This window comes from Kiloniella spongiae, from assembly GCF_001026905.1.
Lineage (GTDB): Bacteria > Pseudomonadota > Alphaproteobacteria > Kiloniellales > Kiloniellaceae > Kiloniella > Kiloniella spongiae.
In genome coordinates this window covers 98420-121862 of sequence record NZ_LAQL01000010.1, presented here as the reverse complement: position 1 = coordinate 121862, position 23443 = coordinate 98420, and the positions used below count along the sequence as shown (strand labels likewise).

The 23443-nt window shown below is 42.8% G+C and carries 16 protein-coding genes; 12 read left to right on the top strand and 4 right to left on the bottom strand.

Annotation, left to right across the window (positions count from 1 at the left end):
* Positions 1–510: 510 nt before the first annotated feature.
* From WH96_RS21505 to WH96_RS15690, 3 genes are read left to right on the top strand one after another with little or no spacing between them, the layout of a single operon-like run.
* Positions 511–2697, top strand: a complete 2187-nt coding sequence (locus tag WH96_RS21505) for a hybrid sensor histidine kinase/response regulator (RefSeq protein WP_053006016.1) — start codon at positions 511–513, stop codon at positions 2695–2697.
* Positions 2698–2704: 7 nt separating this feature from the next.
* On the top strand, positions 2705–3415 hold the full coding sequence (locus tag WH96_RS15695; RefSeq protein ID WP_047765154.1) for a response regulator: 711 nt from the start codon (positions 2705–2707) through the stop codon (positions 3413–3415).
* Positions 3416–3455: 40 nt separating this feature from the next.
* The gene (locus tag WH96_RS15690) at positions 3456–4010 is read left to right on the top strand and encodes a hypothetical protein (RefSeq protein WP_047765153.1); all 555 of its coding nucleotides are present in this window, start codon (positions 3456–3458) and stop codon (positions 4008–4010) included.
* 26 nt (positions 4011–4036) lie between these two features.
* On the opposite strand, the gene WH96_RS15685 is transcribed toward WH96_RS15690, so the two are convergent.
* From WH96_RS15685 to WH96_RS15675, 3 genes are all read right to left on the bottom strand, one after another.
* Positions 4037–4576 (bottom strand): hypothetical protein, encoded by a 540-nt coding sequence (locus tag WH96_RS15685; protein ID WP_047765152.1) that lies wholly within the window; start codon positions 4574–4576, stop codon positions 4037–4039.
* Positions 4577–4605: 29 nt separating this feature from the next.
* Complete coding sequence (locus WH96_RS15680) at positions 4606–5064, bottom strand: DUF3592 domain-containing protein (RefSeq protein ID WP_047765151.1); 459 nt, start codon at positions 5062–5064, stop codon at positions 4606–4608.
* A 147-nt stretch (positions 5065–5211) separates the two neighbouring features.
* Complete coding sequence (locus WH96_RS15675; RefSeq protein WP_047765150.1) at positions 5212–5445, bottom strand: hypothetical protein; 234 nt, start codon at positions 5443–5445, stop codon at positions 5212–5214.
* Positions 5446–5620: 175 nt separating this feature from the next.
* On the opposite strand from WH96_RS15675, the gene WH96_RS15670 reads away from it, so the two are divergent.
* The 9 genes from WH96_RS15670 (at position 5621) to WH96_RS15630 (ending at position 15803) form a co-directional block, all read left to right on the top strand.
* Entirely contained in the window at positions 5621–6022 is a 402-nt protein-coding gene (locus tag WH96_RS15670) for a VOC family protein (RefSeq protein ID WP_047765226.1), read from the top strand.
* A 6-nt stretch (positions 6023–6028) separates the two neighbouring features.
* The gene (locus tag WH96_RS15665) at positions 6029–7012 is read left to right on the top strand and encodes a hypothetical protein (RefSeq protein WP_047765149.1); all 984 of its coding nucleotides are present in this window, start codon (positions 6029–6031) and stop codon (positions 7010–7012) included.
* A 358-nt stretch (positions 7013–7370) separates the two neighbouring features.
* A complete protein-coding gene (locus tag WH96_RS15660; protein WP_047765148.1) occupies positions 7371–8717 on the top strand; it encodes a hypothetical protein in 1347 nt (448 codons plus the stop codon).
* Between the two features lie 190 nt (positions 8718–8907).
* On the top strand, positions 8908–10983 hold the full coding sequence (locus WH96_RS15655; RefSeq protein ID WP_156176829.1) for a hypothetical protein: 2076 nt from the start codon (positions 8908–8910) through the stop codon (positions 10981–10983).
* Positions 10895–12088, top strand: a complete 1194-nt coding sequence (locus tag WH96_RS15650; protein WP_156176828.1) for a hypothetical protein — start codon at positions 10895–10897, stop codon at positions 12086–12088. The genes WH96_RS15655 and WH96_RS15650 overlap by 89 nt, the downstream gene beginning before the upstream one ends.
* A 13-nt stretch (positions 12089–12101) precedes the next feature.
* The gene (locus WH96_RS15645) at positions 12102–12653 is read left to right on the top strand and encodes an RNA polymerase sigma factor (protein ID WP_047765145.1); all 552 of its coding nucleotides are present in this window, start codon (positions 12102–12104) and stop codon (positions 12651–12653) included.
* A 2-nt stretch (positions 12654–12655) separates the two neighbouring features.
* Positions 12656–13273 (top strand): hypothetical protein, encoded by a 618-nt coding sequence (locus WH96_RS15640; RefSeq protein ID WP_047765144.1) that lies wholly within the window; start codon positions 12656–12658, stop codon positions 13271–13273.
* Positions 13273–14820: a S8 family serine peptidase gene (locus WH96_RS21500; RefSeq protein ID WP_053006012.1), complete on the top strand. Its 1548-nt coding sequence runs from the start codon at positions 13273–13275 to the stop codon at positions 14818–14820. Before WH96_RS15640 ends, WH96_RS21500 begins: the two co-directional genes overlap by 1 nt.
* 188 nt (positions 14821–15008) lie before the next feature.
* Positions 15009–15803 (top strand): hypothetical protein, encoded by a 795-nt coding sequence (locus WH96_RS15630; RefSeq protein WP_047765143.1) that lies wholly within the window; start codon positions 15009–15011, stop codon positions 15801–15803.
* 73 nt (positions 15804–15876) lie between these two features.
* Here WH96_RS15630 and WH96_RS15625 read toward each other — a convergent pair whose 3' ends face one another.
* Positions 15877–23397 (bottom strand): DUF5801 repeats-in-toxin domain-containing protein, encoded by a 7521-nt coding sequence (locus tag WH96_RS15625; RefSeq protein ID WP_047765142.1) that lies wholly within the window; start codon positions 23395–23397, stop codon positions 15877–15879.
* Positions 23398–23443 lie beyond the last annotated feature (46 nt).

Below are 23443 nucleotides of genomic sequence, written 5' to 3'. Positions count from 1 at the left end.
ATTGAATTTCTTCCATAATCCAGAAGGAAGAACAGATAACCAAAGAGGTGAGCGTAATGCGTAAAAGCCATTTGGGGACCGTGATTGCCCAGCTATTTTGCCAACCTAAATAAGCAGCGATTAGATGTATTGATATGATGATGACAGGTATCAGAAATTCTGATTTCACGATATCAAACTCCCAAATTTCACCTGTTTAATTAAGTACGTCGAATTGTATGTTTTGGGTAAATATCCAATTCCTTGGATAGTGTATCGCACGTTTGTATCATTCTGATGTCTTATTTTATTTCATCATTTTGTCATGGAATAAAATGGTCGAGTGAATTTTGCAAAACCTATTTCGAATAGATAATGTTACAATTGATACAAATAATAATTACTCAGACATCTAACAGATACCTTCATCTTCTAATGTGGCTTGGAAAATTACAGCATTGTGGCTCGTAAATGAAAGAGAGTAACGGGGTGTATCCTGTGTTTGAGACGGTATTACAAAAGGGATCTCAAATGGAGACTGGTTTTGCGACCTTTGATAACTCTGGGCGCTTGCTTACGATTAATGATAGTTTTCTGATTTTAGATGATGAAACACGACAACAGTTGATTGGTTCCAAGGTAGAAAAATTTATTTTGGATAAGGCGTTAACTTCTTTTGAGAATATATCAAAAAAGAATGATGTTATTCATCAATGGCGCTCTAATTGCAGTGGTTTTGTTCGAAGAAATGCTGTGGGAGATATGTTTTTACTCTCTCACTATAAAACACCTGAAGGCGAAACCTGTTATCTGAAGGTTCCCTATAAAACTGAACCTGAAATACAATCGCCACCTGATTCTGAAGTGCTTTTGGATGCCATTCAATCCCTGGATGTCGGGATTGCTCTTTATGATTCTGATCTATGTTTTGTTTTATCCAATAAAAAATATGTAGATCTGGTTATACCGGATGGTAACTTGTTACGTCCTGGGCGGAATATCAGGGATATAACCAGAGATTTGGCTTCTTCAGGTGGATTTTCATTGCCCCAAGGCCTCACTTTGGAAGAATGGATAGATCGTGTTGTCCTAAGCATTACCAGCTATGCAAAAGACCTTGAAATTCCAAGGCCCGATGGTCATTTGTTTCTCGGTTCAACCCATGAAACAGGTTTTGGCGGCTATCTCATTACAGTAAAAGACATCACCGAGCAGCGGCAAATTGAAGATGCCAGTCGTGAAGCGGATATGTTGCTTCATAAAATTGTTGAGGCCTGTCCTGCAAACTTCTTGGTTTCGCGGGTTTCTGACGGAAAAATCGTTTACTGTCCGCCAGCTTCAAGGGATCGGTTTGGAGATATAAAAACGGCAAAAAGCTTTTTTATCAAACCGCAGGACCGGGAAGATTATCTCAAGGCTTTACTGCCCACAGGAACATTGGATGATTACAGGGTTCAGTTCCGTCGTCGGGATGGGTCTATCATGCAAGGTCTGACTTCTGCCCGTGTAACTGATTACAAAGGCGAAGATGTTATCGTTTCGTCAACGCGAGATATTACTGAACAGCTTCAAATGCAAAAAGAGCTGGAAGAGCAGCGGGAAATTGCACATCAGAATGAAAAAATCTCTGCATTGGGCGGGTTACTTGCCGGTGTCGCCCATGAATTGAATAACCCACTTTCTATCGTCGTTGGTTATGCCTTGATGCTACAAGATAAAACAGACGATCCCGAAATAAAAAGAAGGGTTGACCGGATTGCAATCGCCGCAGAGCGCTGTGCCAAAATTGTTAAAACCTTTTTGGCAATGGCCAGACAACGCCCCATGCAGATTGAAAATTGTAATTTGAACGAAGCCGTTGAAGTTGCTCTGGACGTTGCCGGATACGGACTGAAAGTTTCTGGTGCAGATATATCTTTGTCTTTGGCGAAGGATTTACCTCTTGTTGCTGCTGACTATGATCAAATGGCACAGGTCTTTACCAATTTGATCGTGAATGCAGAACATGCCCTGTCTGAAAAGGGAGAAGAGGGGAAACTTGTTATTCGCTCTTCGTTTGATGATTTATTAGGCGAAGTTATTGTTGATGTCATTGATAATGGTATCGGCATTCCGAAAGAGATACAGGCCAGAATTTTTGAACCGTTTTTCACAACAAAAGATGTTGGAAGCGGAACGGGAGTTGGACTTGCTTTTTGCCATCGCATTGTAGATGCCCACAATGGAAATTTATCTTTCCGCTCATCTGCAAAAAGCGGCACTTGTTTTTCCGTTCGAATGAAAGCTTCTGAAGTGGTCGAGGAGAATAAAATTGCTCCTGATTTACATGATGAAAAGCATTTAAAACAAAGTATTTTGATTGTTGATGATGAAGTCGATGTCGCAGATCTTATTAGTGAAATTCTGAGGGAAGATGGCTATCAAGTGACATCAGTTAACTCAGCCAAAGATGCTCTTTCCGAACTAAAGGTACATTCATACGATGCAATTTTAAGTGACGTAAAAATGCCGGGTATGGATGGTATGGCTTTCTTGCAACGTATTGCTGTTGAATTTCCAGAGATGTCAACGAAAACAGCTTTTGTGACAGGTGATTCAATGAGCCCGGGAGTTGCTGATTTTATAGAGAATTCGGGACAATTATATCTGGAGAAACCAGTTTCTCCGGAAGAGCTTGTCAATATGATGCGATCACTTATTCAAAAAACGGGGAAATAGTTTTTACATGAATGCAAATGGTTACAAAATTATTGTCTGCGATGATGAGCCACATTTACGTGAAATGGTTGCTGAATATTTAAATGATCGTGGCTATGAAATTATTGAAGCTGTTGATGCTAAAACCATGCACGAAGCATCAGAAGAGCATTCCCCTGATTTAATTATTCTGGACATTAATATGCCAGGCGAAGATGGTCTGACTGCCCTTCGTAATTTACGAAATAACTCTGACGTACCAGTCATTATGCTGACCGCAGCGTCAGAGGTTGTTGATCGAATTGTCGGACTGGAAATGGGCGCGGATGATTACCTTGCCAAACCTGTCGACTTGCGTGAATTAGAGGCAAGAATAAAGGCAACGTTACGAAGACGTCCGGGCACGCTATCAGAGCAAAATTCAAACAAGATAAAAGGATCAGTACAATTTGGTTTATGCCGACTTGATCTTGATAGTGCGCAACTCTTTGATGCTGAAAATAATGAAATTGCCATAACAGCTATGGAATTTAGCCTTTTGCGTGTTTTTTCTGAAAACACAGGCCGTGTATTAAACCGAGATCAGTTACTTGAACAGGCACACGATAGAGGATGGGAACCGTTCGATAGGTCTATAGATCTTCGTATTTCTCGTTTGCGTCGAAAGATTGAAGCAAACCCGACAAAACCTGAAATTATTCGCACAGTAAGAGGCATCGGTTATGTGTTCGGATCGTAGAAAAAGCCACGTAACGAAAAAATCACACTTGAAGAAATTTATGCCTGTTTTAGTTTTTACCAGTCTGTTTGGTTGCGGAGAAAGTGAGCAACCTAGCTATCACTACAAGAGTGAACAATACGCTAGTTTTGCCAAATCTTTGGTAGTAGATTTTGTTTCAGTTAGTGATCTGGAAATATCGGAAAAAACAGGAATTATTGATCTTACAGGAACAGGGCAGAAGCTTGTGTTTAAGCTCCATGTGAGTATAGGGGATGGCATGCCTGATATCCCTGAAAAGGTTACAATTAGTGACGTATCTGTTTATACGAAAGATTGGAAAGTTAATGCAATCTTGCCAGGTGGAGTTGATAAACTTGTTTTGAATAAAGTCTCATCTGAAAGATATGTAGCAGATTTTTATGGCGAGGGAGCGTATATCATTCAATCCAAGGATGAAGATGCGAAAGCTTCTGTTGTTACAACAATGTTATTTCCTGATGGTAATGAACAACAAAACAAACTTGTTCTTCGCCTCAAGTCCTGGCCATTAGACCAGGACGGTTTCATCTATAGCTGGATGAATTTTTGGAGAATATTTGGGTTTTATCGATGACTTTATTTATCTATGAGATAGACACATTAATTCGTTGGAATGGGTAGTTTAACCTCTTGAGCTTTATTTCCAGAGCAAGGAATATTCTCAAGGGTAATGGTCTTCTTATCCATTCCCTTCAATACACTTCCGCAATCTCCAGAGGACATGGACCAAATTTCCTGAATGGTTTGTGTTTCAACATCCAGGTAGTAGGCTTTACCGGTACCATTATATCCTTCTGTCGCGACATAAAGTGATTTTTTATCTGTTCCCCACATGAAACTGGTAATAGAGAAAGCCCAGTCACCACCCTGCCAGGTTCTTCTTGTTGTCGTATAGGGCCCGACTATTGGGGCATCAAATTTTAATTTCACGATTGAAATGTTGGTGCCGAGAGCGTCGTCACAATAGACATCGACTGCAAATTGTCCAATTGGTTGGAGGTATCTATCTGACGTACATTTTTGACTTGTATCGTGAAGCGCAGGCTTTTGATCATTGGCTGAAGCAAGTGATGATAACAGTGATACTGATATCAATAAGGTGTTGAAAATATTTAATTTCTTTGTAATTGTTTTTCTCATTATGAAAAACCTTTCATTAATTGCTGCAATTACCCAAAAACTCTCAATCGACCAAGGAAGAGAAGGAATGCGATGAAACCTGAAGTGCTAAACATCCCCCAACTCATCCATTTTAAAAATGCTGCTCCGTCGCTATAGCTTTCATTAAATATTGTCGCGATGTCGGGATCTTCTGGCCAATAATGTACAGGAACCTTTTGACCTGGTTTTATGGTCTTAAAGGTTTCAAACGAAACGTCCTCTTTCCCTTGACGTTCTTTCTGTTCATGAGGAATAAAACTAAAGGAAACTTCATATCCAAAATTTTCTGTTTTACGTCGCTTAGAGTTATATCGGGTTTTAACATTCTTATCTGTGATAATGCCCATGACCTCCATGCCATCAACATCAAGATTGTTTGCGTTTTGCTGTTGAGCGTTATGCAAATAGAGCGCACCGGTACCAACAATTGTAAATAGTACCGCAAACAAAATTCCAACAATTTGCATTGTACACTCCTTAGGTTTTCAAACTTATCATTTAGATAATGTGCTTGAATGAATCATAAATAGGCTTCTTGTCAGGAATGCATCCTTAATGGTTTCAATTGTATCAAAGAACCTCTAGATGCCAGAACTCGTACACTTTTCCTGAACTCATACGTTTTTAACGAGTTCATGATTATCAATTAAATTGTAAAGCCGAGTAGAAGGTTCTCTTGAAGCCGTAGTATCGCAATCTTGCCAACGATTACTTACAAACACAGCATCAACTTTCGGAGTTTCCTGATCAGTAATGATATCATCAAATAGATCTGCAAAAATAACTGTATAAGATTCTTCTGAATTGTTGGTTTCTAACTTTTTGATATCTGTGCGATAATTACCCATTGTAAACTCCAATTTATTCTCTTGTTTTTGACAACTTGTTACGTTTGTCGAGTCAGAGGTTTGGATGGTTCAAAAATGTTTTTATATAAATTTTGAACCTGATGTTATAGCGCAACGACTTACTGGTTTTTATGGGTATTGTTTCTTCATTAGAGGCAAGAATAAGGGGATTATTATGAAACTCGGATTTGTTGTTATTTATGTAGAAGATGTTCAGGAAATCCTGAATTTCTATCAACAGGCATTCGATTTGAAAGTTCGCATGGAATACAAAGAGCATGACTCTTTACTCTATGGAGAACTCGAAACTGAAGGAGCTATTCTTGGCATTGCTTCTCATATAATGGGGAAGGATAGCCTCAAGGGAGATTATCAGAAATTATCAATCAACAATCTGCCATTCGGTCAAACCATGGTTTTTGTAACGAATGAGGTTCATCAAAAGTGGGATGATGCGGTAAAGGCCGGAGCTGTCGCAATTTCAGCACCACACGAAAAACCATGGGGACAGACTGTTGCCTATTTGCGAGATACAGCAGGAACACTTATCGAAATCTGTACGCCAATGGGGGGCTGACTTCTAATGTCGAACAGTAGCCGCAATCCTTTCAAATACTTTGTCAGGCTGTCATTAACAGTTCTTGTTTTGATGATGAATGCTTCTGCTGGTGCCGAAGAAAGCTCTGGTTTTGTTAAAGCGGTCAATCTGGAACTAAGATCAGATAATATCGTGCTTCAGGTTAATCGTTCTGATGGCTCTGATAATATAGAGTTTTTGACAGTGCCTCCCTATCTGGAGCTATTGGCTGATGGTTATGTAAAATGTTCTATTGATGCGAAAATAGTTCCAGAAAATACGGAAATTTATTTTGGTACTTTTGACCGCATATTATATGGGGAAACATATCCTCCACATCTTAATGAATGGAATGCGTCAACTTCCGAATGGGAGACGAAGTATAGTTCTGATCCGCAAGTGTTTCGAGTTCCATTATCAAATATTTCAAATGGTCATTCTTCTTTGCGTGTTGATGTGAAGGAGCTGATGCAAAAAAAGCTGTTGGGGTATTTAGAAGAGGGAAAGACATTTGAGAATTTTTATCAGGATAGTCATGAAATTATACTCTCGAGGGCTATTACACTGATTACAGAGTGTGAAAGTAAAGGAGAGAGATTTTCTGGTTATGATACTGAAACTATTAATATTGTTATTCGGTATAAGGGGGATCAAAATTTTTCTGGCTCGAAGTCACTGGACCGACAAATAGCGAATTTTAATAAGTCATTCTTAAAGCTGACAGATGTGTCGATATTTCAACCATCCTTAATGTATTCTGGTGTTTGTCATGCCGAGACAACCAGTCCAGTCAGGTTTTCCTATACAGCAGTTGGTATAGGGGCCATTCGGTTTGTTTTACTACAAAATGAGCAAACTATTGCTGGTTCTCAAATAATACCTCATAACTCGGAAATACCATTAACAATTGCTACTGAAATTCTTTATCCTTTGGGCGCGCATATGTTGCACAGGGGTGGTCAGGGATCTTTTATGACGCAATTATCTTAAAGCTCAGATCAAGGAAAAACGTGGAACCCAGTGGGGCGAATGAGGGGACTTTGTCTCTGAAAAATTTGTTTATCGTTGTTTGAAAGAGTAGCAACGTAATCTTGTTCCTTTGATACAATAGATACTTTCCCTGAAATACGATTGATAACATTACGACTTATAATCACGCCCTGATGCTTTGGATGGCTTATCCCGAGTATCAGGGCGTCTGTCTTGGGAGCAATCAGGTAGCTATAAAACTGTTATCTGAAAATTTTTATAATTCATTTTGAACTTTTCCCGTTTTTATACCGTCAGACCCTGTAACGACAACATTGCGTTGTTCGAAAGTAATGATTGATTAAAGCAGGAGATCAAAATGAATAAGCTGAAAAAAATATTCCTAGGAGCAAGTGCCGCAGCTCTTGGTGTCAGTGCAATAGCTTCTAATGCTGTTTATGCAGCATCCAGTGGGAATTCAGAATATGTACAAAATGTTGATGTAAGTTTTCCGGGATATGCTGCGGTTATTAATGTGAAAAATACTTCAGCAAATAAATTGGCAAGTAACGTAAATTTACAAGTACAGGAATCATCCATTGAAATCGAAGCAGATGGCTTTGTTCAATGTGGTGATGATAAAAAAATTAGCTTTAAAGTAGCTAAAATTTATTTTGGTCCTCTTAGTATGTTTAGTGAGGACATCAACGAGAATGCTGCTTTGTATAAAAGCAATTACGATGTTGTTAATAAAACCCGAAGTGGCTTAGGGAAGTGGATAACCGAGGGCACTTATGGTGATGATAGTTTCATAGTTCCTCTCAACCAAATTAAGAATGGTCATCCGGTCGTTCGTGTTGATCCATTGGAAGAAATCAATAAAAAGTTGCAAGCTCACATACAAGGAGGCGGGACGAAGGCAAGCTTTTACAAAAATGATCAGGAAATAGTCCTGCAAAGACCTGTTTCTATTGCGGGATGGTGCGGAAAATACATTTACCCTGGTCAAAGCCCATGGAAAGCTGGGTTTGAAACTAAAAACTTCACTATCCAAGTGAAATATAAAGGTGATCCTGCGGTTACTGATAAGCCCCTTCTAAATGTACAGTTAGGACAACAAAATCAACCGCAATACAATAACAATCAGTCGTTGCTTTTAAATCAGGCAACTTTCCAGCCAAATATGCCTCATCACATTGGAAAATGTACAGAAGGAACGCCTGATCCTAAAATCCGTGTGAACTATAAAGGGGCAGGTAAAGGAACTGTACGTTTTAAGATCGGTGTGAAAAACAGTGAAGGGAACTTCGTGCTTCCGCAGGTTTATCTGGGCAGTTATGATTCAGCCAACCAAATAAATAGGCACTTTGATTTTGACTATCCTTTGATTGATAAAATGTACAATCATCATCAATTCAAGTGGTGGGCGACTATTAACAAAACCTATGAACATACGATGACTATTGAGGCTCAGCTTAAAGATCAAAATAGCGATAGTTATGGACCATGGACAGAGTTTGGTTCTGCGACCTTCAAGCATCGCTGTACGCCACAGGTAACTGTGAATACTGGTGGAGCTAAAGCGGGTGGCTATCAAAGTCAGGATAATGCAAATCAACCAATGGTTAAGCCAATCCTGCAAACAAAACCTCAACGAGGTCCTTTGGGTAAGGCAGAGCCCAAAACACAAAGGCCGAAACGTTTGAAAATCCAGACTCCTGAATAAAATTAGGATCTCAGCGAGTGGCAGGGCCTAGAATAAGGTTCTGCTACTCTTTTATCCTTGTGGTTAATAGTACATTCAATCTTAACTGATACAATTGATACACTTTGGATGATTGCTCAAAATACTGATTTCTATAGTATCTTGGTGTAAAATTGTACGAAGTCTGCCTTGGGGAAAATCGGGCGTGTGTTTGAAAATTAAAAAAAAGATGCGTTATGATTATAGGACTTTAGTAGCGGCAATGGTTTTGCCGCTTTTATACGTTCAACCAACTTTGGCAGATTGGACCGCAAATTTTACACCTCCTGACGCACCTGATGCAAAGATAGTCATTGATCTTCCTGATGATCTGGATGTGATAACACTGACTCAGCTTGGTGTAGAACTGGATGGGATTGATATCACATCGCTGCTTTCACTTGATGGCGTGGATTTTATCTACAAGCCGCTTCAAGCACTGGATGGAAATGAACATACACTGAAATTGGTAACGCTGAACCCTGATGGTACATCAAAGGTTAGGCAACAATGGACTTTTAATGTTACTAATGCTGCTCCTGTTGGCAATGTCTCAGATTTAAATGAAAATACCCCGGAAATTGAAATGGCAGAACGATTACTTCGCTCTGCCTATTTTCGTGCTGATACCTTAACAGAATTCAGTCGACGTGTTGTGCAGCAAAATATCGGGCATGAGACTAATCGCTCAACCTTATCGGGGAGTGGTGATATCAACACGGGTTTCTCTGCCGGGAAATGGACCGTGGATGGTCATGCAAATTACCTTGTGCAAAGTGATGTTGATTTTGCCCAGACTGAACGTGCAGTCGATTTGGGGGAATATGATATAAACGCCGATTATCAAGGGGATACCTTAGCCGGAGGTTTTTCTCTCGGCCACCATGATACGGGGTTGGAAACTCTTCTTGTTTCAGATTTTTATCGTCGTGGTGTTTCCGCACGACTTGGTACAAGTGATAGCAGGGTAGAGGCGCAGGGTTTTGCTTTTGGTACAGAGTCCGTTTCAGGAGCCGCAGATCTGACTGGTCTTAACAGTACAGACAACCGCCTGAAAGGCGTTAGTCTGGCTGTAAAGCCATTTTCAACTGATGTGGATGCATTGAAATTAACCGGTACTTACTACGACGGTTTGGGTGAGGGAAGTGGCATTGGCCTTTCTGATCTAGATAGTGCTGCCTCTGGTTCTGGATGGGGCGTCGGTTTGGAAAAAAGCTTTGGCCAAAATAGAACCCGTTTAAAAGCACAATACGCTCACGCCCTGTTTGATCAGGATGGTGATAATGGGGATGCACCAAAAGATAGCAGTGATGCTATTTCGTTTTTGATTGAACATGGTCTGTTTGAAGAAGCGCCAGTTGTATGGGATGACGCATTGGATATTGACGTTGGCTTTGGGTATGACCGCGTTGATACTTTCTTTGAAAGCTTGGCCAATCCGGGACTGGTTTCTGACCGCGATGCTTATTCTGCCTATACAAACCTCTATTGGGGTGCTTTATCCGCGAACCTCTATGCATTACATGAAACCAATAACGTTGATGATCTCGCAAATGTTCCAACAGATCGTTTGGAAAGTATTGATTTTGGTTTGAACTATTCCTTTGATCAACAAACGGGATCAACAGAATGGCTGGGAACACCCTATATTTTTATGAACAGTTATCTAGCCAGCTTGGGGCGTGTTAAAACACCATCTGGATATGATGGCGGTGATACGGATAATCTATCGTCTTCTATTACACTGGGTGGCGGTGCTAACTATGATGCTTGGTATTGGTCTGCATCCCATAGCTATTCCCGTTTTGATGATTTTACCAATGTATCAAGTGACACAGTTAACAATCTGACAGGTTTTAATGTTGGGTGGATTGTTTCTGACAGACTGGATGTTAATGGCGGCACGCAGTTCGGGGTGTTTGAGGATCTTGATACAAATAAAAACAGCTTTAGTACAAACCTCTATCTGGGGGCGACAGCAGAGCTTGTTCCGGATAAAGTTGACTTAAATATTGATTATAATTTGAACCTTGCGAACGGTAGCGGCGACTCATCTGATAGTCATATCGTTAATAGCGAGGTAGAATGGACTTTCCTTCGACCTCGCACCAATCGCCCAGGTTTGGCATTGGCCCTGAGAGGATCAATGGAGGAATTCAATGGAAACACAGATAGTGCTCAAAATGAAACAGAGTATCAGGCCTACATGGTTCTGCGCGTTAAAGCACCATTTTCGCTTAGCTATTAAGGCGGTTCTGGTTTCGGGTGTCATATCCGGGGCAGGACTAGCTGTGCCTATAGTTGCCGAAGCCAATGTGAGTTCGGTTACTGTTTCGCCACAACGCGCAAATGTTAATGTGAAGGGGGCGTCTGCTATATCATTGACATGGAATGTTACAAGGTTTGAGCCAACTGGCCCATCAACTGTTCCTGTCAGCTCAGCAAATGCCGTTTTGCAAATTAACGGTACGAATGTCGCCACACTTGGTGGTAGTTTGCTTAAGCAATCAACTCTGAGTCCTCCGCAAAGTGAAACACTACGCTTTAGCGAGGTTCTCTCAATTTCTCCGGCCTTGGCCCGAAAAATAGCCGAAGCCCCCGCCGGATCTGTTTTGATATCCAGAATTTTTACGGATACGCAAACGACAGGTTTAGCGCGACTTTCTGTTTTTTCAAGTTCAGGTCAAGGGGGTGCACTCAGCATTAATCGTATTGATCTGCGTTTCGACAATGACGCCAGAACCGATGTGATCGCAAAGGGCGATACAAGAAGAGCCATTGCAGAAATAAATTTCCGTAGTAGCGGGCTTTTGAAAGGTGAGTGGCGAATTATTGATCCAACTGCAAGCCTTGGCAGTGCACGTGGGCGTATCCTGCAAGTTGTGCGTCAACAGGTTGTTAGCTCTGGCCAGGGACGAACAAGAATAGTAAGTCCGGCCTTGCCAACAGCCAAAAACGGCCTCTATTTGCTGACTTTCAGCGTCGAAGATGCCGATGGTATCGCCGAACTTCCTGTGTTGAGATACTTTGTTCTTGAAGGTACAACCAATAGACCGGAAGATAATCTGACAACACTCAGCCCCGGAAATGGTGCAAGGGTTAGTCAGGATACGGTTTTTGCGTGGGAAAATATTCCCGGTGCTCTTGCCTATCAGGTTGAAATATTCAATCCGGGCCACAGCAAAGTGGTTTCAGGGAAAGTTGTCTCCGCGAAGGATCTAAAGCTTAAACTTTCCGCTTTTTCTTTGGATAATTTGACGCCTGGTGAAAGCTATGACTGGCGATTACGTGCTTTTGATAAAGAAGGCCGTGTTATCGGGTCTTCGCCCCGTCAATTGATATATATGCCATAGAGATCTTTATTTGATGACAGAAAACGATACAGCATTTTCTCTTCTAAAACGTGTCAGCAAAGGCGATGAAACCGCCTTTGCTGATTTTTATAATCTGTTTGAAAAACGTTTGTATCATTTTATTAAATCAAAATTGAACGATTCATTCGAAGCAGCCGACATACTAAACGAAACCTTTTTAGAGGTTTGGCGCAAAGCTGAAACCTTTGAAGGGCGTTCTAAAGTATCAACCTGGCTATTTGGAATAGCGTACTACAAGACGGTGGATCGGATGCGTAAAAGAACAGACATACCAATGGATAGTGACAACTTTCCGGAAACTGCGGATGATAGTCCTGATGCAATGGCGTGTCTTTTGACGGCTGAAAAAAGTGATCATATCAAGTTTTGTCTTGATACACTAAAGGCAGTACAACGCGCTGTGATGCAACTGGCATTTTTCCAAGATCTTCCCTATTCAGAGATTGCGCTGATTGTGGACTGTCCGGAAAACACCGTTAAGACCCGTATGTTCCATGCCAAACAGGCGATGAAACGTTGCCTGTCCAACCGTATGGGAGGCTGAACATGAAAAAGGAAATTGAAGAGCTTTTGCCGTTTTATGTAAATGGCAGCCTTGAGGGCGAAGAGCTCGAAACTGTCAAGAATGCTTTGGCCAAAGATGAAGCTCTTCGCGACGAATGTACTTTTCTGAAAAGTATAAGAGACGAGGTGCTAAATCAGGACCTTGGCGTATCTCCGGGAGAGTTTGGTCTAAAACGGCTACAGCGGGATCTTGCGAAAGAAAAAAGCACTCTATCACAAAAAATTCCGCAAAATGATAACGTGAAAAGCGGTATATGGCGGATTGCAACAATTGCGGCCTGCATAATGTTGCTTGTCCAAACGGCTTATGTCGTCCCGCTTTGGCAACAGAATAATGATTTGGTTGCGGCCAGTGGTGGCAATGTCACTCATATTCGCGGCCCGGTTCTCTCGGTTACTTTTGTGCCCGAGGCACAGGAAGAAAATATCCGCGAGCTTTTGTTGGCTGTCGATGCTCGTATTGTTGACGGACCATCTGCACTGGGCGTTTATAAACTTGTCGTACCAAAAGACCCAGAAGCCGTTATCTCAAAACTTAGGGCTCATAAAAATCTGGTAGAAACCGTACAACGAGACGGCGGGGAAAGTGGTGGGAAGTGATGTTACGCCATTCTCTAACTTTCCTTGGCTTCCTTCTGCTTTCAGTCGGTTTGCCAAAATATCTTCCTGCGCAAACATCTGTTGATCCTGCGGGTACATTACCTGGAACCGCACCAACACCGGCAGGCGCAAGGGCGACGGGAACGCCCAACCCCGATGATCGTTCACCTGAGATCCTACAACCGGATGAGATTATTTTTACAGGCCTCAGGGCGAATTGCGTTCGACCAGGAACGATACTCACCATTCAAGGTAAGAACCTGGATCAGATTCCGAAGAATAACCGTCTTGGATTGAATAATGCAGGCAAGTTGATCGAACTGGAAATTTTAAATAAAACCCAGACGAGGATTTCCAGTTACCTGCCAAAAAATATTATTGAGTTTAATACGGCTTACGATCTTGTGTTCTATCAACAGAATAAAGAACATACGTTCGATAAAACCGGGTTGAGTGTTCGAATTTGTCCGTCAAATAAGGTTGCTTCTCGCGATAGTTCTGCTGAGCAGGATGTTATTATTCTTGTGGAGAATACCCAGGAAAATCCGGTGCGCTCAGAGTTGCAAAAACGCGGTTTACCCGTTGTTGATGTGTATAATCTAGATGCTTTGCAGTCGGTTCTCATTCAGACACGCACGGCTAATGCAGCAATTGTTATTCAGGAACTCAGAGCTGTTTTCCCGGATGCCGAGATTGATTTTAATAATGACCTCACGTCCTCTGCCAAACCACGTTTATATGCTCAGAAGGCAATTGGTTGGGGGCATGATAGCGGGTGTCAGAATACACAGCTTGGTTTCCCGATTGGTTTATTGGATGGGGCGATTGATCAACACCATATTGCTTTTGTTGGGCAGTCGATTGTATCACGCAGTTTCTTAGGTACTCAAACCATTGATCTCAGCCATGCAACTTCAATCGGATCTATTCTTATTGGAAATGATCCGGTACAGGGCTATCAAGGTTTGATCCCCGGGACAACGTTATACAACGCTGTGGTTTTGAGGCTCTCGCATTCTGGTGATCAACTGGCCAGTACTGTTGCTGTTTTACAAGGGCTGGATTGGCTGCTTTCTAATCAGGTCCGCTTGATTAATGTTTCTTTGAGCACAGCAACTTCTAACAGAGTACTTAACAAAGGGTTTGTTCTGTCCCTAGAGAAAGGAGCTATTGTTTTCTCGAGCGCAGGCAATCAGGGGCCTGAAGCTCCTGAAAGTTATCCCGCAGCCTTGGACGGGGTTTTCTCTGTTACTGCGATTGATTCACGCCAAAAGATTTACCGCGACGCCAATCAAGGCGATTTCATTGATTTTGCAGCCCCGGGTGTGGATATCTGGGCTGCTACTCCCGATAATAAAGGAGCCTATGTATCAGGCACATCCTTCGCAACGCCCCATGCTTTGGCCGTGGCTGCGCTTATTCTGAAAAACAACCCAAAAATTTCCCGCGAAGTTTTATCGCGCGCATTATCTTTTTCATTAATTGACCTCGGTACTCCCGGGCCAGATCCTGTATATGGTGCAGGATTACTTAAAGGAACTTGTTAAAACTTTAACGATTTAAAATTCACATAAAAACAATAAGATAAAAGAAAATTATTTTTAATTGAACTGTTGATCTCATTGCTCCGACCTAGTTGTGAACAATACATCGAATATTTCCGGTTGTTTGATGCCAAATCAAAATATTTGGTTTTACAGGTCGGATCTGATGTCAGGAATGAAAAGGAAGTATCATGTTTAAAAGCATAAAACCTGTTTGTTTGGCTTTGGTAACAATGGGATCAATAGGGATAACGGCAATGCCTGTTCACGCGTGTAACGAAATTACAGCTGTTGCTTTACAAGGAAGTGACACTGCAACCTTAACTGTACGAGTTAACGATGTCGTTCTTATCAATCATAAAGGATTACATTCAAATACAGTCCCGGCTAACTTTCTATTTGAAGGGGATAACGATTTCCAGATTGAGTTGATTACCGATGATCCCGAAGCAACTGGACGTGCAGAAGTTTTTGTTGCCTGTCAGGGGGATTTTCCTGAAGAACCGGGTGAAAATCAGAATGTACTGGCTGAACTACACCAAAAAGGGGCAGGGGAGCAAAGTGCAACTTTTCAAGCTGGTGCCCAACCCGCATTCAGCTATTTAACGGGTGACGTAACGACAGATGATGGATTGCTCGAAGCGATTGAAGTTATGTATCAAGCCGCCGCCGACGGAGACACAGAAACTTATATAGCTTTCTTTGAACCTATGATGACAGATTTACCACTAGCGGGTGGCCCGCCACCTGAAATGATCAAGGGGATGGTCGCTGAATTATTGAGTGGCAAGTACACGATCAAGTCATCGAAGAATATTCAGATCCATAAAATTCTGGGCGGCCGGGCCTATCAGGTTGTGAACAGCAAAGATCAAGGGCCAATTCAGTTCGAAGAAAAAACTGATGTTGCAACTGGGCGTACAACAATTTCACAGGGTGCCTTTTGGTTAAAAACAGTAAATGGTTGGAAAGTTTTCAGGCCATAAGACAGAACCAAGAACAAACAATACAAAACCCCCGCTGTTAAAGCGGGGGTTTTTATTTGAGTGATGTTAGAGTTTATCCAACGACAATCATATGTTCGTCATTGTCCAGAACAACGGTCAGGATATCTGTTGCATCAATGTTTTCCATGACGGCCACTTCGGTATAGGTCACACCATCATTGGAGATTTCCAGTGATGTAGTTGACCCTGTATCTGTGGCCCGAACAAAGTTTGCAACTACATCTGTGTTGTCATCAAAGGCAATCAGGTCACTGATATCCAGAATATCGCCTTCGGCTTTGTCATAGTCCGTGATGGTATCAACATCAGTGCCAACATTTTGCCCGAAGAAGAGGAAAGTATCCGCCCCGGTGCCGCCTGTCAGTATATCTGATCCGGTTCCACCAACGAGCAGATCATTACCGGCACGTCCATCCAAGAAGTCATCACCGCCATTGCCGTACAGATTATCATCCGCTGGGACTACTGCTGTTGAAATGGCTTCGCCTTCAGAATTATCACTTCTACCTAAGCGATCATAAACACCCGTTGAGGTTGTTCCGTCACTCCAGGTAACAGTAAAGGTAACACCGCCATCGCCAAAGTCATCGCCATCATTGCCACTAAGCCTATCGATATCAATATTGAAATCAAACCAATCTCCAACCCCGAAAGAGTTACTATCGAAAGTCATTGTAAGGGTTGAGCTTGCTGCATTCGTTGGGGAAAAAGTAACATCCCCAGAAGAGAGACCAGAGCTATTATTAAAGGTTGGGCCATAATCACTGCTGCCTATTGAACCCGCAGGATCAAAATAAGCATTGGTATCACTGCCACCGCGTAAATCGATTACAATTTGCTGTATATGTTCACCGGAAGCGCCAGCGGCCAAGTGGAAACGAAGGAAATCATTATTACGGCTACTACCTTCACCTCTCGCTTTGGCAATTACCCTACGAGTAACGATTTCCATGGTGTCACGACCAATGAGTATTTCATTACCGTTACCACCATTCACAGTATCTGTTTCATTTCCTCGATTATTGCTGATGCGTTTTACATCCACTCTTGCATCATCTAGGGATTCAAGACCATTCTGTTCTAGATCATAATGGAAGTGACTGTCCGAATTCCCAGATCGAGAAAAGTCAAATAGAACATCGGCTGATTCCATGGAAACACCATTCCAACCATGTCCATTAAGGTTAATGAAATCTGGTTCTGGGCTTGGTGTATCCATAAAGTTGTCATTTATCAAGAGTGCTGCTTTGGCAATGGATAAGGGATCACTAGAAAGATCATTCGTTAAAACAAGATCATCAGTTGCCACAGGTGGTACTGGCTCCTTGACACAGACCTTCAAATCAGCAGAAGAGGGGTCACCATCTCCGTCAACAATTGTGTAGGTAAAGATTTCTTCAAAATCTTCATTAACAACACCGGAAGAATATTCATAATTACCTGTCCCGGTATTAACCTTTAATGCCCCACCACTTGCAGTTGGCAAATTGATAAAGCCATCCGTACTTCCGTCTCCTGAATCGGTGTATGTTACTCCGTTGTGTTCGATTTCTGTAATGACAACAGGAGATCCGAAGCCATCGGCCCCTTCTATGTCATTCGTTAGAAGGTTACCTGTGGCTGTTGCTTCAGCACCAATTGTTGCAATCAAAACATCAGCTAGATCCGTAAACCCACTAGCACTAAGTACGTTTGCAATACTTGGAACTATATCCGTGCCAAAGAAATCAATGAAATTATTAGGGCTCACACCTTCACCAATCGCTACGGGAATAACATCAATATCATTATTTGTAATATTGTTGTTATTTGTCTCTGTTATTGTTGTGCCGCCGTCATTAACCTTTCCGTCGCTGAGAAAGAAAATCTTATCCTGATGATTCGAGGCATTGGCGATGCCGTTACCTAGGAAATCAGTATTTCCAAATAAAGCATTCAATGCAGAATTGAAATCAGTGACACCAGATTGATTATTAATGGCAGATGTGGTTAGTAGATTATCAAGGTTTCGAGAGCCGCCGATCTCGTCAAAATCATTCAAATCATCACCAGATCCATCCCAAACATAGGTGCCGAAGCTGGATCCGCTATCCGAAAAGGCAACAATAGAGAATGCAAATTGGCTTGGGTCGCCGTCTTCAGCAAGTGTTGCGATAAAGGAACGGATTGCGTTCAGTTCTTGTTGATACTCCGTATTATCAATTGATCCACTACGATCAATTACAATGGCAATATTTTGGGGAACAGAGGTTGCATCAGCTACTGTTGTAACCTTGTCATCAACGGCTTCAGGTTCGTCATCCTTGATACGGATTTTCAAATCAGCTGATGATTTGTCACCATCATTATCCAGAATGGAATAGGTAAAGATATCTTCTACCTCATCATCTGTTGCGGATCCGGGCGCACCATGCATCACTGATGGAAGACTTGTGTATGTATAGTCACCGGCTGAATTGCTACCTTGATCATCAAGATAGATTTCCAAAGTACCTTTCGCCGTTGTGATCGTTAGAAGTTTGCTTCCATCGTCATAAGTGGCAGAAGGAGTGCCGACCGTTGGCCCGGTAAGGTCACCTGCATCATCAACACTAAAGGTTGTGCCTTCAATCTCGATGTCACAAATGCGGTCCAGACCATCTGCGCCGGCATCGTCATTATTGACAACATTGCCGCTAACGCTATTGCTCAAACCGATTGTACCGACCAGAACATCAGCGAGATCTTCGAAGGTTGCTGCATTCAGAACTTCGCTATTATTGGCAACCACGCCGCCATCAAAGAAATTGACAAAATCAGCAGGTTGAACGCCGCCTATACCCACGGCTGTAAAGCCGATATCACCGTCCAGGAGATCAGCTTTCCCGCCGCTATCTAAAACGATAGATGCATTGCTTAACGGCGAAGCCCCGTCATTCTGTTCACCGTCACTGAGGAAGAAGACCTGGTTATTAGCACCAGGAACATATTCGAAATCGCCCCCACTGTCAGAAAAGAGCATCTCCATGGCGGCTTCATAATCTGTGGCTCCAGAATCAATGACACCACGACTGGTTCCATCAAGTGCAGCCTCGGCAGAAGCAAGATCAGTAAAGGTGCCAAGATTTGCGGCATTATCACCAAAGGCCACAAGGGTTACAGAAACACTTGCGCCGGAAGCAAAAAGCGTTTGGATGAACGTTTTTACACTGGCAATTTCTGTTGCAAGATCGCTATTGCTGACTGACCCACTAAAGTCCATAACAATACCGATATTTTGGGGCTGGGCGTCCTTTTCAACTTCGGTGACACATTCTTCATCATCATGAGCGACTGGCCCATCATCCTTGAAGTAAAGCGAGGTTCCAAGATCAAGAACTGCTTCAGCATGATCACCATCACTATCGATAATTTTGCCGGTGAGATTGATCAAACCTGATGCCAAGCTTATTGCATCATTTGGGTTGTCAGCATCTGGGTGTTCAAGTGCACGCTGTTGGTCCAGTGTAACAACCCCGCTACCATCAACGGATACTTTGAAAACCACATCTCCACCCGGTCCGCCAACACGTCCATAGACATCACCGCCTTGTGTGTAAAGTAGCACAGGATCACCTGTGGCAGTATCTACCAACCCGGAATCTGTTCCGTCTGTTGCTGAGACATCATATGTCAGGCTGCCAGGACCATCTGCGCCGAAACTACTGGCAAAACGCCCAGAGAAATCAAGGCTGTCATCCTGATCAAGGTTGGTTTCATCAACACAAAGGGCATGGGTAATTGAGACGTTATCAATATATCCACCCAAGCTTTCGTTGGTACCGGCACCTTCAAAGGCAAGATTATTGGTACCGGCACCAGCGGTCACAACAACTGTGAACTTAATCCATCCACCAGGGGCATCAGTCGAGGTGACATCTTCAACAGTAACACCATTCCATTTGATAACCACATCATCCGTATCCGTACCGTTATCAACACGCGGACGATAGTGGAAGGTCAATACATAGTCTTCACCTGCGGTCATGCCAGAGATATCTTGCTGGGCAATTGAATTCTCATGCGCATCAAGCTCGAGCAAGGCATCACCATGTTGTGCAGGCCCTGCTACGTTGCCGTGCTGGATTTCAAAACCGGGTTGACCAACACCACCGTTGCTCCAGGATCCATCACTAAGATCTTCAAATACGTCCCAGTTCGCCCCGCTTAGCGTATGGCCATCCTCAAAGCTACCATTGAGAACAAATTCATTCGGAGGATTGACTGAAATCGATGGGCCATCATCCTTGACAATGACATCAACAGAACCCCAGTCAAAATCCCAATCCCCGTCAATAAGCTTGACGTGGAATTTCATGGGCAGCGGATCATTATGATCTTCTGTATCCGGGTGTTCCAAAGCAATAAACTGCTCGTATTCATAGGTTCCATCAGGATTAACTGTAAAGGTGAAAGCCACATCACCGGCGGCCCATCCGGTAAGGACATTGCCACTTTGTGATGTTGTAATTGGCGTATCGGTTTCTGAGGTCGTGATGCCACTGGTATTTGCGTAAATTCTGATGGCATCGTTATGAGGTGTCCAAGGATAATCTGTTTGTGGTCCATCGGCACCGAAATCAAAGATATCAAAAGTACCGCCATCTTTTATTGATGCGCTTGTATTCAGGTCAGTCTCATCGACCATTGCCATTTCCTGACCACCAATATCAGGACCGTCATCCAGAACTTTTAGCAGAACCTTTCCATAATCTTTATCGCCATCACCGTCTTTAATTTTAACAGTAAATAGCATCCCAAGAGGTTCGTTATGACTATAGGGATTCCAGTGTTCCAAAGCCTCATACTGTTCGTAGTTATAGGTTCCATCTGGATTGACGGTAAACCTGAAAACTTCTTCACCATTCGCGGTACCAATCAAGGTGTCGCCAGTCTGGCTTGTGTTAACCGGGTGGTTCCCTTGTGCTGTTCTGATCGTGCCAAGAGAAAACATATCAATATGTATATCATCGGCTGCCGGGCCATCTGCACCAAAATCAAAAGTATCAAACTGTCCAAAGTCGGAAATGACAGATCCGTTATCAAAGTCAGTTTCATCGACGCAGAGAAATTCGTGACCGCTAATTTCCGGACCGTCGTCATCCACTTTGATTTTCAGTCGCCCAATTTCACTTTGGTCACCTTCATCGTCTGTGGCGTAGTACTTGAGATTAAAGCTAATTGTTTCGTCATGATCCTTTGTATCAGGATGCTGTAATGACTCGTATTGCTCAATATAGATATCGATATCATTTTCACCATTGAGCAAGTCTGATCCGATGGTTACGACAAAAGCTAAATCGCCACTAACACCCGAAGTTCGGCCATAGACGACTGATAAATCCGAAGAAGAGGAATAGAGGTAAATAGGTGATCCATCAGTTGTATTAACACCGCTGTATTGGCCGTTATAGTCAATGAAGCGTATATCTTCTAAATCATCTGGTGGTGATAGTGATGGGCTTGAAGCACTATCAGTATCAGAAGGTCCGTCCGAACCATCGGCTTCGTCATTTGATCCATCAGTAAATAGATTCAGGGCATCTTTAATTGGTCTGAACCCTTGGCTGATTGCATCTGGTGGCGTGACGCCATCGTTGCTCATTATCGTTGCTAGATGGCTTTGCGCTTCTGAAACGCCTGCGACATCATTTGTTACACGTTTTTCGGCGTTGGTTTGATCACCATCAGTCTCATCAATACTAATGGCAATTTTTGTGTCGATTTCGGGAGTATCTTCCTGGATATCAAAGATAAAGCTGCTTTCTGCCAAGGCAGTATTATTTTCCAGCGTTAACTCATCTGTACCGATATCTGTTTCTTGCTCTTCTGCAACGGCTCTGACAGTAATGACAACAGGTCCATTTGTATGTGTCGGGCCTTCGACATAGCGTCCACCATCTTCTGTATCGGGCGATGGGTAAGGATATTGTTCGTCCGTTAGTAATGTCGGAATTTCTCCGCCTTCACCGCCCTCAACATCAACGCCTGTTGTTGTATAGTCGTTGGTGTTGAACGCAACCAATCCACTAAACATTGTAAAGTCAATTGTTTCTGATGAATCAAGATCCGGATCGTCTGGGTCAGGAAGATCTCCTGTGTAACGAACAATATATTGAACCGTTCCATTCGGATCTTCATTGTCTTCTTCTTCATTTGTGGGATCAGATACATCCGTTGAAATTGGTCCGAATATCTCCCAGCCTTCGGGTAATTTTGTGCAGTCTTCATTAATAGTAAATCCGGCAGGAATACCGGAAAGGACAAGTGTTAGTGTTTCCGAGCCGTCTTTATCACAGAGCTCTGCATTGATTGGAAGCTTGATAATGCTCTCTTCGCCAATGACACCATTTTTACCACCATCCAAGAAGACTTCATTGCCGTCATCACTAGGTCCATCTTTGATTTGCTCTCTAATTTGGATATCAGAATAGTCATGTTCACCACCTTCGCCGCCTTCGCCGCCATCATCGCGTCCCAGAGATAACAATGGCATGTCTGCTGCTGCATCAATAATGGCTTCAACAGAATAGGGAAGTACGGCTGATAAACCTGAATCTGGGTCGGTGATAACTGCTGTACCAGATACAATAATATCTTCATCTGAATCTGGTGGGGGAAGGATAAAAACATCACCAAAGTCATCAGGGGAAATCACAGCAGGGAAGGTACCTGTATATTCATTGCCTAGTTCCGAACCACCAATAAATAAACGGGCGCCGTCTGGTAAGGCGTCCATAACAACAAAATCGAGTGTCTCGTTGTCAGTGGGTGTAAAGGTAAAGACGACCTGCATAGGAGCAGCGAACTGTTCAAGGGAGTCTTCCCCGGCTTCACCGCCAAAAGGGTTATCGTCTTTATTTAAATCACCGCCTGGTAAATTTTGATTGGGCAACCAATCCTCAAATCCACCAGCAAAAGTACCGGATATGCCGCCTTCAAAATCTGGTACCTCTGTGAATGTTGTAATAAAGCTAACATCAAACGACCCTTCTGCAGGGTCTGTAATCTCATCAATACCACCAAGTAGGCCAAAATCCAGTTCAGTCGGTCCAATTACACCCTGAGCAATCAATAAGTCGATAACGCTACCAGTATCTTCACTGTAGACACTACCGCCACCACCTGTAGGACCGGCACCAGCACCAGCCGCTGTTTCAAGAGGTAGATCTCCTGCTTGAGCCAGCACAAGTCCGATCAATTGACTTGCCGCAACTTCTGTACCGTCAATAACAAGAACAGGAGCTTCTCCGTCGCCAAAATCACCCGCCAGATTTTCAAAGACAATGCTACTTTCTGGTGTGCCGTCCCCATTAAGGTCAAAATTCAAAACCAGATTTTTCCCGTCAACAACAGCAGCAGCCTGGGTTGCATCAAAGTTTAACTGTAAACGTTGTCCTGCTTGTGCCGTTATTGATTGGGAAGTACCTACCGCCGGTAAATCAATCGAGAGTTCTGTGGCTTCTTGGCCTACAGCAAGAAGTGGTTCTTGCTCTAAAACTTTGATTTCAGATGTAGCGTCGCCGGAATTACGGGGTGTGTTTGAATCTGACATTCTAGCCTCCTCGGGCTCCTAATACTGGCGCTGCCCCCTCAGGCAA